The sequence below is a fragment of the Micromonospora sp. LOL_023 genome (assembly GCF_048060115.1).
Taxonomy (GTDB): domain Bacteria; phylum Actinomycetota; class Actinomycetes; order Mycobacteriales; family Micromonosporaceae; genus Micromonospora_E.
Map to the genome: position 1 here is coordinate 31,038 of NZ_JBHMIM010000011.1, position 10,919 is coordinate 41,956.

Consider the following 10,919-nt stretch of genomic DNA (forward strand, 5'->3'; position numbering starts at 1 on the left):
TACACCCAGCTGGCATGGCACCGGGCGAAGTGTCACCGGGCGTATCATTTGGTCACCCGGCACCACGCTGAGTGACTCTCAAGTCGAGGGGACGACACCGCGATGCGCTCTACTCAGCGTCTGACGGCCCTGGTGGCCGCGATCGCCGTCGGCGGCCTCGGGGCGGTGGCGCTGCCCGGCCCGGCCCACGCCGACGACATCCGGGACCGGTCCTGGCATGTCGGGGCGCTACGGCTGGCCGAGGTGCACCAGATCACCCAGGGCGAGGGGGTCACCGTCGCGGTCGTCGACACCGGAGTCGACGCCAGCCACCCCGACCTGCGGGACAACGTCCTGCCCGGTGCGGATATGTACGACCGCAACAGCAGCGGCCACATCGACCGGCGCAACCACGGCACCGGGATAGCGTCGCTGATCGCCGGCCACGGCCACGGCCCCGATCGCAGTGACGGGGTGCTCGGGGTCGCTCCGAAGGCGAAAATCCTGCCGGTCGCCATCACCAGCCCGAATACCCCCATCATCCCGCCCCGATCGATCGGGACCGGGATCGACTGGGCGGTCGCCAACGGTGCCGACATCATCAACGTCTCGCTCACCGGCTCGTCGGACCCGGCGCTCGAACGGGCCGTGAAGAACGCCCACCAGCGCGGGGTCATCGTCGTCGCGGGCATCGGCAACCGCAGGGACATCCTGATCGGCCAGCCGGCCCGCAGCGATTGGACCATCGCGGTGACCGGCAGCGGCCGCGAACTCGGTGTCGGGCCGGAGTCGATCCGAGCCGAGCAGACGCATCTCGCCGCGCCCGGGGAGGACATCACGCAGGCAGCCGTAGGCGGGGGCTACTACTCCGTCGACGGCGCGAGTTCCGCGACCGCATTGGTGTCGGGGGCGTTTGCGCTGCTCAAGGCCAGGTATCCGGATGAGGACCAGGGTCAGCTGTTCGATCGGATGGTCGGCACCGCGATCGACGCCGGGCCGCCAGGCAAGGATCTGGACTTCGGCTGGGGCATTCTGGACATCCACGCGGCCCTCACCACCGAGCCGGACGACCGGACCAGCCCTCGGCCGACGAAGTCGCCGGACCCGGTCGCCTACCTGCCGCCCGAGCCGGGGTACTCGTTCGGCATGGACGAGCTGATCGGCATGCTGATGTTCTTCGGGATCCTCGGCGTACTGATCACCGGCATCGTGCTGGCGGTCCGTTGGCTACGGCGTCGGTCGAGACGCAGGGCGGCGGCGCTCGGTGGCACCCGGGAGGGCGGGGCGACGGGAGTCGCCGGCTCCGACGCTCTCGTGCCGGCGTCCAACGGTCCGCCGCCATCAGCCGACCGAACTGGGGCCGAGCCGCCGCCGGACGCCGACGACTCGGTCTGGCGACCGCCGCCCCGATGACCACCGAACCGCAACGCCCGCCAGCGGCAGTGGTCGCCGCCGTGTGGCTGATGGTGCCGGCCGCGATCATCTGGCTGGTCGCCGGCCTGGCGTTCATCGTGGTGACCTTCCGGGCCGAGGGTGACGCCAAGTTCCTACTGTGGATCATCGCGGTGGCGATTCTCGGGCTCTGCCTGATGCTGGTCTTCATGACCCTGGCCGGCATGCGGCTCACCTGGGTAGGCGGGGAGGCCGCCCTGCGGACGCCCGCTGGGTTCACTTGCGGCGTGCTGCTGGTCCTGCTGACCGGTCTAGTGCTGTTCGGCAAGGTCGAGTACCACCACACGATGCTGCCGCCGATGGCCGTCGGCGGGCTGGCCGGAGTCGCGTTGATCCTGCTCGAGACTCCGCCCGCCCGCCGCTGGCTGGCACCACGGTGACCGGCCCTCGCCGTCGGGCCCGCCCGACCCGGGTGGCCGCCCCCGTTCACTCGACCGGCGGCGGCTCTGGCTGCGCCGGCCCGTCCTGCGCCGGCAGCCAACGGCGGCGCTCCGCGTCGTAGCGGGCGAGTAGTTCGTCGCGTCCGTCCTGATGAACGATGTGCAGTCCGGCTCCGTCCGGCACGACCAGCGCGTGCTGTTGTGGACCGCCGTCGAGCCAGCTCGACGGCGTGTCCGGGCCGGGCTGCCAGCGGATCACCGGCACCCACTCGTCGCTGGACGAGAATGGTGACTGCGGGCCGAGCAGGCCCAACCGGGCGTACAGCCGTCGTGGGGTGTCTCGGCCCGGGCCGTACCAACGGTCGACCAGGCCGGCGATCCGGTCGTAGCCGTCCGACACGTACGAATGCAGGTACCGGTGCGGAATCAGCACCTGCATCCGCAACGGTGCCTCCGGATCGGGCACGGACAGATCAGACGGGCCCGGATCGGGCGGGGACAGATCAGGCCTAGCCGGATCAGGCGCGTCGCCGGTCGGGCCGCCGGTTCGCAGTTCGTCGAGCCAACCGCTGACACCGCGTACCGCCGATCCGGGCAGGCTGACCGCCATCGGGGTGCCCGGATTGACGGCGAGCTGCCAGCCCGGGTCGGGCCAGTTGGCGAACAGTTGGACACTGGTCGCGGTCGCCGCCACTGTCGCGGTGTCGCCGAGTGCACGACGCATCAACGCCGGTGAGGTGAACACCGGCACCGACGGTTGTCCTTGTTCGTCGGGAAGGCACCACCAGGGGAAATCCGGGTTGCTCAGCCGAGCTGGCTCGGGCGCGCTGTCGCCGGCCGGCGACAGCGGCACGGTGAACTCCGCCCGCAGCAGCGCGGCCATCAGCGCGTCGGCGTCCTCGGCGACGATCGCGGCACGCAGCGCCCCGGCCACCTCCACGGTGGTCCCGCAGCTCGGCAGGTCACGCAGTTCCCCGGCGGGGATGCGGGCGGCCGTCGGTGATCCCGGATCGACCGCGAGGATCCAGCTGTCGTCGGGGATGTTCGCCGCCACCTCGGCCAGTTCCACTGTGACGTACCGCACCGATTCGCCGGGCAGTGCGGTGGCGATGGCCTGCTCGGAGGTGAACGCCAGCACGTGCGTCTGGCCGTCGTGTTGCACGGTCGGCCAGGCGAACGGCGCACCGCCGGCCGCCGTTTCGGCGGACACCGGCAGCAACAGTGGTCCACCGCCGAGCGCCGCCAGCCGGCCCGGACGGTCTGCCCGGCCAGGCCGATCGGCGGCGGTCACCAGCTGCCGTCCTCGCCGACCCGCGATGGACGCAGCCCGAGCAGCAGGGTGCTGATGGCCTGCTCGATCGAGGCGCCGACGTACCAGTCGCCACCGTGGTCCAGCACGAAGACCCGCCGCCGCTCGTCGATGGCGAGGATCCCCGGGCCGGCGGCTTCCACGCCGATCGGGCTCAGCGGTACGCCGAGTACGTCACCGAGAGTGGCAAGGGTGGCGATGGTGTGCACCGCCGGTCGCGGATCGAGGTGCACCGGGCTCGGTGCGACGTCCACCCCTGGCCCGTCCGGTTCGACGCGCAGGCCGCCGAACTCGGCGTACACCTCGATCGCCGGACCGACGACGGCGTGTTGCCGTCCGCCGGGGCCGACCTGTGCGGCGATCCGCAGCGCCCAGTCCCGGCCGCGCTGATCGTCGCGGTCTGACGCCCGCCAGCCCGCCCGCGACAGCATGGCTGCCACCTCGGCAGGGAACCGCTCCTGGCCGGCGGGCCGGCTCATTCGGCCACCTCGACGCCGAACCAGTCGAGCAGCTGCCGGCAGGACCGGCACGGTGCGACGGTCCGGCCGTGCGCGGGGTCGTCCGGTTCCCGGATCAGGGTCAGCCGCAGGCGGGCTCCCCACAGGGCCGCCCTGGCCGCCGCTGGCGACAGGTCCGCAGCGGACGCATCCTGCGCGGCGTACAGCTGGTCGGAGAGCAGGACCGGCTCGGCGCACCAGCCGGCGAAGCGTTCGCGCTGCTGCACCGGGAGTTCGTGCAGCAGGCGGCGGACCAGCGGATGCAGTTCGGGAGCGAGGTCGCCGCGGACCGACGTGTGCGTGTGGACCCGGCCGCCGACGAGCAGGGCCGCCGCTGCCAACGGCAGCATGCGTACCGGCACCACGATTCTCCTTCCGGTGGGGGCGAGCAGGATCTCGAAGCTGAGCCTAGACAATCGGCGTCGATCCGGCGGGATCCCGATCGCCGGTCACGGTGGTTGGTGCGACTGAGATATCGTCGGGATTCCCTTGTCCTGCCGCGTAGGGAGCCGGAGCGATGACGCGCACCCTCTCGGTCTGCCCGGACCAGCCCGGGGCCTATCCATCGATCGGTGACGCGCTCGCCGCAGCCGATGACGACTCGGTGGTCGCGGTCGCCCCGGGCATCTACTACGAGGCGCTGTTCGTCAACGACCGTCGGATCACGGTGGTCGCCGCGCAGGGGGCGGGCACGGTGACGATCGACGCGTCGAGCGGTGCGTACCCGACGGTGTCCGTCGACGGCGGTGTCGTCGAGCTGCGCGACCTGGTGCTGCGCGCGGGCGACGCGCCCGCGGTCGCCGCTTCCCGGACCACTTTGATCATGGGCGGATGTCAGCTGCACGCAGGCTTCGGTGCCGGAGTCACGGTCGGCAGCAGGTCCAGCTTCACCTTGACCCGGTGCACGGTCACCGGTGCGCGGTACGGCCTGGTCGTCGAGGACGCCGACGGCACCGTGGACGGTTGTGAGTTCACCGACATCGGCGAGGACGGGGTCATCGTGCGGATCGGGGCCGCGCCGACGATCCGGGCCACCAGCATCACCGGTTGCGGCAACCGGGGGGTCTACGTCTACCAGTACGGTCGGCCGACACTGGAGACCTGTGAGATCTCGCGGACCGGTGGGGCCGGGGTGGCCGTGGCACACCAGAGTGCGCCGATCTTGCTGCGTTGCCGGATCCGGGACACCCGTGGCCCGGCCGTGTCGTTCGGTCGCGGCTGCCGGGGCAGCGTCGAGCATTGCAGCACCGAGAACACCGCCGAGCCGGCCATTGAGGTGGCCGACGGTGCCGAGCCGACGATCGTCACCGGAACGGCCGGGCGCAACGCGGTGTTCGGTACGGCGGCGGCGCAGACCGGTGGCGGGCAGGACACCGCCCGGGCCGACGGGTTGCTGGCCGAGCTCGACGCGATGGTCGGCCTCGAATCCGTCAAGGACGAGGTTCGGGGGCTGATCGACGAGATCCAGGTGAACGAGTGGCGGCGTGGTGCCGGGTTGCCGGTCAGCGCGGTCAGCCACCATCTGATCTTCGCGGGTGCGCCGGGCACCGGTAAGACGACGGTCGCCCGGATCTACGGCGAGCTGCTGGCCGCGTTGGGGGTGTTGCCGGGTGGCTCGTTCCGTGAGGTCTCCCGGCGGGACCTGGTCGGGCAGTACCTCGGTCATACCGCGGAGAAGACGGCGGACGTGTTCGACCGGGCCCGTGGCGGTGTGTTGTTCATCGACGAGGCGTACACGTTGTCCCGGTCGCTCGGCAGCGGCGGCGGCGACTTCGGCCAGGAGGCGATCGACACGCTGGTCAAGTTGATGGAGGATCACCGCGACGAGATCGCGGTGATCGCCGCCGGCTACACCGGTGAGATGCTGCAGTTCCTGGACGCCAACCCTGGGCTGGCTTCCCGGTTCGCCAAGACGGTGGAGTTCGGCAGCTACTCGCCGCAGCAGCTGGTCGTCATCGTCGAACGGATGGCGGCCAACGACGAGTACCTGCTGGCCGACACCGTGCCCGAGGTGTTGCTCGGCCACTTCGGGCAGATGCGTCGGGACGACAACTTCGGCAACGCCCGCGAGGCGCGCAAGCTCTTCGAAGGAGTGCGCAAGGCCCAGGCGCAGCGGCTGCGCCAGTCCGGTCAGCGGCCCAGCCTGGACGAGCTGCGGACGGTCACCGAAGCCGACGTACGTACGGCGACCGGTCGTTGAGCCATGACAGCTGACCAGCCTGCCTACCCGGATCCGGGGTGGAACGCGCCGACGGCGGCGCCGCACGGACAGCAGCAGTGGGTGCCGCAGCAGCAACGGGGCGCCGCTGTGCCGGACCCGACGGCATCCCGGCCGGTGCCGCCGTCGCCGCCGCCGGTCCTTGGCCGTACCGCTGGTTCGGCGGCTGATCAGACGGTGACCAGCCGGGCGGCGGCGGTGCCGGCGGCGGATCGTGCTGTGGTGGGTACGGCGACCGCCGCAGCCCGGGTTCCGGTTCCGGCCGTGGGCCAGTCGTCGGCGTCAGCTGGCCTCGGGGTGCCGGCGCTCGCGTCGGCCGGGGCGGCGTCCGCTGGCGCCGGCCGGATCCGGCCGCGGCGGTTGCGGCCCAGCACCGGCCCGTTCGCGCTGGGGCAGTTGATCTTCTGGCAGTTGGCGGTGACCGCGCTGCTGGCCGCGTACCAGCGGGGGCCGGTCACCGCGTTGGTGGCCGCGGCGGTGTTGGTGCCGTTGGTCGCGCCGAGCGTCATCCGGGTACGCGGACGCTGGCTGTATCAGTGGTTGGCGGTGTGGCTGCGCTACCGGTTGCGGTCCCGGCGGCTGCCGGTCGGCGGCGGCAACCGGGCGGCGGATCTGCTGCGTTTCGTCGAGGAGTCGGCCTCGGTGGGCACCGTCGAGGTGGGCGGGCGCTCGACGGGGACGATCAGTCACCGTGGCGGTCTCTGCGGCGTGCTGGAGCTCGATCCGGCCGACGGTTCGATGTTCGTCGGGTCCGCGCTGAGCCTGCCGTCGCCGGCGGCGTTGCTGCCGGCCGCCGACCCGGCCACGCCGCCGATGGCGGTGCAGTTGCTGGTCCAGGTGGCGGCGGCGCCGCGGGCGAGCGGTGGGCGAGGGCTGGTGGAGCGCTCCTACCGGGAGCTGACCGGCGGCGAGGTGCCCGCGCACCGGCGCGCCTGGCTGGTGGTGCAGGCGCTGCGTACCCCGGACCAGTACACCGACACCGCGTTGACCCCGGTGCTGGTGTCGGCGATGCGTCGGGTGCAGCGCCAGTTGAAGCAGGAGCGGACGCCAGCCCGGCTACTCGGGCGCGACGAGCTGCTCGCGGCGGTCGGCTATCTCGCGCAGCTGCCCAGCCAGCCCGACGGCGGCAACGTGTACGGGACCGCCAGTGACCGGGTCGCCGCGCAGGAGACCTGGCAGGCGTGGTGGAGCGGCGATGTGCCGCAGGTCTGCCGCCGGCTGCTGCGCTGGCCGGAGCTTCCCTGGCAGCTCGACGACGTGCTGAAGCAGCTGCCGATGGTCAGCTCGGTGGTGTCGGTGGCGGTCACCCGCGAGGTGGCGCATCCGACGCAGGCCGGTCCGCTGGAGGTGACGGTGTCGGCGGCGGTTCGGCTCACCGCTGCTGACGTGGCGGCGCTGGCCAGCGGCGACGAGGCGTTGACCGAAGCGGTACGGGAACGCGGCGGACGCACCGAGCGGATCGACGGCGAGCATTCCCGTGGGCTGGCGGCCACGCTGCCACTCGGAGGGTTCCTGCGTTGACCGATCCGCTGTCGACGTTGCCGGCGTCCGGGTTGCACACCGCCGGCCCGGAGGCGCTCGCCGACGTACGGTTGCGGGCCGGCGGCGATGGGCTGGTCGTCGGGCGCAACCGGCAGGGTGACCCGGTCGCGGTGCGGCTGTTCCGTCCCGAGCCGACCCGGCTGCTGCTGGTCGGCGGGGTGCGCTGTGCGCAGCTGTTCGCGTTGCGGGCGATGGCGCTCGGTGCCCACTTGTTCATCCAGTCGGCCCGCGAGCCGGACTGGCTTGGCTTTCTGCATCAGTGTGGGCTGGGCCGGGAGTCGGCGTCGTTCCTGCCACCGGGCGTCACCCCGCCCGCTCCGCAGTCGCCGGCTCATCCGCAGTTGATGGTGGTGGACACTGGGCCGTCGATGGGGCCGACGCCGGAGGCCGCAGTGCCGTGGCGGGCGACGATGGTGGTCCGCAACGACCTGGGCAGCTGGGATCTGGACACGCTGGTCCGCAGCGACCTGGTGGTGTTTCAACGGTTGACGACGGCCGAGGCCACACTGGCCGCGTCGACGCTCGGGTTCGCCGGTGCGCAGAGCTGGCTGGCCCGGATCCACCCGGAGATGGTCGGGCTGGTCAGCCAGGGTCGGCTGCAGTGGGTGATGCTGCATCCGACGTCGATGGAGTCGACGCTGCTCGGCTCGGTCGGCCGCGGCTGACGCGCCACGACCGACCGAGACCGACCGGCCACCGCATCGCCTCAGCTGGCGCGCAGCTCCGCCAGGGAGGTCGCGCCGCGCAGGAACATCAGTCCGATGGCAACGGTGGCCAGGGCTGCCAGGAGTGCGCCGCCGCCGAGCAGGGCAAGGTCGTCGATGGGCACCGGGACCGCCAAGGTCACGCCGGGGTGTTCGATGACCACGCTGTGCTCGGCCCAATCGGCAGCGGTCCGGCAGGCGTCGGCAGGCTCGCAGTAGGCCGTGTTGCGCGAGCCCGAGAAGACTTCGGTGCCGAGCGCGCGGACCATCGTCACCCCGGCGGTCATCGCGACCAGGATCGCCGGCACCAGCGGGGCGAGGGTCTGGACCAGGATGGACCGGGCGAGCACCCCGCGCGGCACGCCGGTGGCGACGAGTGCGGCGTTGGCTCGGCGTCGCTCGACGATGCTCTCGGCTACCGCGACCGCCAGGCCGGCGGCGGCGATGGCCAGCCCGAGCGCCACCGCGAGATGTACCAGGGCGACCGCGTCGAAGTAGAAGCTGTTGTCGTCGGGGTAGAAGGGTTGTCCGCTCTGCTCGGCGAGAATCCGGTTGACCTGGTCCCAACTGCCGAACATGGTCGCCAGGTATGCGCTGAATCCGGCGGTGCCGGCACCGAAGAGGACGCAGACGAGCAGCGCGGCGAAGGTTCGGGCGCCGTGCCACGGGTCGGCGATCAGTCGTCGGGCGGCGAGCAGCACGGCGGGTCGGCGGGCGAGCCGCAGCAGGACCTGACCGGTGTGGTACGAGATCCAGCCGGTGCCGGTGGCCACTCCGATCGCGGTGGCCAGCGCCGCGGCACCGGCGATGACCGCGACGCTCCAGAGCGGTGTTTCACGGTGGTTGGCCCAGTGCAGTAGCGGCTGGAACAGGAAGGTGACCGCCAGGCCGCCGATGATCAGGAGGCCGGGCCATGGTCCGGGCCGCCCGACCCGCCCTCGGCGGCCGACGCCGAGCGGGGAGATGGTCACCGAGTGCAGCATGACGGCGGCGACCCCGGCGGCCAGCGATGGAATGCCGACCACGATCAGCGCCATCGTCCAGAGCGGCGGCAGCACGTCGGTGGGCAGCCGCAGCAGACCCTGCTCGTCGGGCCGGTGCAGCAGCGACCGGCCGACCAGGTAGCTGCCCAGGCCGGCCACCGAGCCGAGCCAGCTGGCCAGCCCGGTTTCGGTGGCTGCGACGGCCCAGACCTGACCGGGGGTGCCACCGGCCAGCCGGATCGCGGCGAGTCTGCGGTTGCGCGCCGGGGCGCCGAGCCGGGTGCACTGCCCGGCAAGGGCGAGGACCGGGATGGCGAGCAGTAACAGAGCGGTCGCGACACCGGGCCGCAGCCCGGCTTCGGCGATCAGTGCCGGCCCGTACTGCGGGGACCGGTTGTTTCCGCTGCCGGCCACCGTCGGGATCGCGATGACGGTGGCGGCGGCGAGGAAGGTGAGGGTGGCGAGCAGCGCGGCGAACGCGGTGAGGACGATCCGTACGGTGTCGGTGCGGGTGCCGGCGAGGGCGAGCCGCAGCAGGGTGGCCGGGCGGATCACGGCCGGGTCGCCAGGGTAGCGGCCTGACCGAGCCCGGCTGGGTCGATTGCGCCGTCGCGCAGGGTGATCTCCCGGTCGGCGTAGCCGGCGACCCGGGGCTCGTGGGTGATCAGCACGACGGCGGTCTGTTGTTCGCGGGCGAGCCGGACCAGGTGGGTGAGGATCTGCTCGCCGGCGAGGCTGTCCAGCGCTCCGGTGGGTTCGTCGGCGAACAGCACCCGTGGCTCGGTGACCATGGCGCGGGCCATCGCGCACCGCTGCTGCTGGCCGCCGGACATCTCACCGGGAACGGTGTCGGCCTGGTCGGCGACACCGAGCCGGTCCAGCCAGCCCAGTGCCGTGGTCCGTGCTGCTCGCCGCCCCGTGCCGGCGAGTAGCAGCGGAAGCGCGACGTTCTCCGCAGCGGTCAACTCGGCGACGAGTTGGCCGAACTGGAACAGCACGCCGAACTCGGTGCGCCGTAGCACCGCGCGGGCCGACTCGGAGAGCAGGTCGACGCGTTGATCGCGGTAGAGCACCTCGCCGGTGTCCGGACGCAGGATGCCGGCGAGACAGTGCAGCAGGGTGGACTTGCCGCAGCCGCTGGGCCCGGTGATGGCGACGATCTCACCTTCGGCAAGGTCGAGGGTGACCCCGCGCAGCGCCGGGGTGGCGCCGTACGACCGGACCACACTTCGGCCCTGGAGCAGTGGGCTGTTCACTGGCGCACCTCCCGGTGCAGGTCAGCGACGCGCCCTACGGTGGTGTCGAGCCAGCGCAGGTCGGCGTCGAGATGGTTGATGGCGTAGTCGGCGGCGACGATCTCGCCGAGGGTGGCCTCGGCGGCGGTCTTCGCGCGGGTGAGCTCACGGATCCGGGCGGCGTGTGCCGCTCGTTGGGCACCCAGGTAGCGCCGGGCACGGTCCGGGTCGTCGATGAGCAGTGCGACGACCACCTTGGCCAGCAGGGCGCTGGTGACGTGCGGGGCTGGCGGTTCGATGGTGTCGAGCCAGCTGGCGAGGGCGTCGCGGCCGGCGTCGGTGAGGGCGTACGAGGTTCGGTCCGGCCCGCCGGCCCGGTCGCGCTCGGCCTCCTCGACGAGCCCGTCGCGTTGCAACCGGCCGAGAGTGGCATAGACCTGGCCGAAAGCAAGCGGCTTGGCTCGCGGCAGCCGTTGATCGTGGTCACGCTTGAGCTCGTAGCCATGCCGGGCCCCACGGGACAGCAGGCCGAGCAGCACATGGACTGTGGACACCCCGTTACTATTCACTGAGCGAATAGCTCGCGTCAAGCGCATTGGGGAAACATCGCCACCTGGGCG

The 10,919-nt window shown here is 72.1% G+C and carries 11 protein-coding genes; 5 read left to right on the forward strand and 6 right to left on the reverse strand.

Translation table 11 applies throughout. The features are described 5' to 3' along the window. Positions 1-102 precede the first annotated feature (102 nt). Positions 103-1,392, forward strand: coding sequence for a S8 family serine peptidase (locus tag ACFHVL_RS08195; RefSeq protein ID WP_416626654.1), 1,290 nt, complete (start codon positions 103-105; stop codon positions 1,390-1,392). Further along, the gene (locus tag ACFHVL_RS08200) at positions 1,389-1,811 is read left to right on the forward strand and encodes a hypothetical protein (protein ID WP_416626655.1); all 423 of its coding nucleotides are present in this window, start codon (positions 1,389-1,391) and stop codon (positions 1,809-1,811) included. The genes ACFHVL_RS08195 and ACFHVL_RS08200 overlap by 4 nt, the downstream gene beginning before the upstream one ends. Positions 1,812-1,857: 46 nt before the next feature. On the opposite strand, the gene ACFHVL_RS08205 is transcribed toward ACFHVL_RS08200, so the two are convergent. From ACFHVL_RS08205 to ACFHVL_RS08215, 3 genes are read right to left on the reverse strand one after another with little or no spacing between them, the layout of a single operon-like run. Further along, on the reverse strand, positions 1,858-3,102 hold the full coding sequence (locus ACFHVL_RS08205) for an SseB family protein (RefSeq protein WP_416626656.1): 1,245 nt from the start codon (positions 3,100-3,102) through the stop codon (positions 1,858-1,860). Next, positions 3,099-3,599 carry an SUKH-3 domain-containing protein gene (locus ACFHVL_RS08210; RefSeq protein WP_416626658.1) on the reverse strand — a complete coding sequence of 167 codons (501 nt, stop codon included), beginning with the start codon at positions 3,597-3,599 and terminating at the stop codon, positions 3,099-3,101. Before ACFHVL_RS08210 ends, ACFHVL_RS08205 begins: the two co-directional genes overlap by 4 nt. Next, positions 3,596-4,033, reverse strand: a complete 438-nt coding sequence (locus tag ACFHVL_RS08215; protein WP_416626660.1) for a YwqJ-related putative deaminase — start codon at positions 4,031-4,033, stop codon at positions 3,596-3,598. Before ACFHVL_RS08215 ends, ACFHVL_RS08210 begins: the two co-directional genes overlap by 4 nt. Before the next feature lie 101 nt (positions 4,034-4,134). On the opposite strand from ACFHVL_RS08215, the gene ACFHVL_RS08220 reads away from it, so the two are divergent. The 3 genes from ACFHVL_RS08220 to ACFHVL_RS08230 are packed head-to-tail and all read left to right on the forward strand — an operon-like array spanning position 4,135 to position 8,042. Beyond that, the gene (locus tag ACFHVL_RS08220) at positions 4,135-5,817 is read left to right on the forward strand and encodes a right-handed parallel beta-helix repeat-containing protein (RefSeq protein ID WP_416626662.1); all 1,683 of its coding nucleotides are present in this window, start codon (positions 4,135-4,137) and stop codon (positions 5,815-5,817) included. Positions 5,818-5,820: 3 nt separating this feature from the next. Next, positions 5,821-7,356 (forward strand): type VII secretion protein EccE, encoded by a 1,536-nt coding sequence (gene eccE, locus ACFHVL_RS08225; protein WP_416626664.1) that lies wholly within the window; start codon positions 5,821-5,823, stop codon positions 7,354-7,356. Beyond that, positions 7,353-8,042: a hypothetical protein gene (locus ACFHVL_RS08230; RefSeq protein ID WP_416626666.1), complete on the forward strand. Its 690-nt coding sequence runs from the start codon at positions 7,353-7,355 to the stop codon at positions 8,040-8,042. The genes eccE and ACFHVL_RS08230 overlap by 4 nt, the downstream gene beginning before the upstream one ends. A 41-nt stretch (positions 8,043-8,083) precedes the next feature. On the opposite strand, the gene ACFHVL_RS08235 is transcribed toward ACFHVL_RS08230, so the two are convergent. From ACFHVL_RS08235 to ACFHVL_RS08245, 3 genes are read right to left on the reverse strand one after another with little or no spacing between them, the layout of a single operon-like run. Beyond that, entirely contained in the window at positions 8,084-9,619 is a 1,536-nt protein-coding gene (locus ACFHVL_RS08235) for an FtsX-like permease family protein (protein WP_416626668.1), read from the reverse strand. Next, positions 9,616-10,320, reverse strand: a complete 705-nt coding sequence (locus ACFHVL_RS08240) for an ABC transporter ATP-binding protein (RefSeq protein WP_416626670.1) — start codon at positions 10,318-10,320, stop codon at positions 9,616-9,618. Before ACFHVL_RS08240 ends, ACFHVL_RS08235 begins: the two co-directional genes overlap by 4 nt. Then, positions 10,317-10,853, reverse strand: a complete 537-nt coding sequence (locus tag ACFHVL_RS08245; protein WP_416626671.1) for a PadR family transcriptional regulator — start codon at positions 10,851-10,853, stop codon at positions 10,317-10,319. Before ACFHVL_RS08245 ends, ACFHVL_RS08240 begins: the two co-directional genes overlap by 4 nt. Between the last annotated feature and the right edge of the window lie 66 nt (positions 10,854-10,919).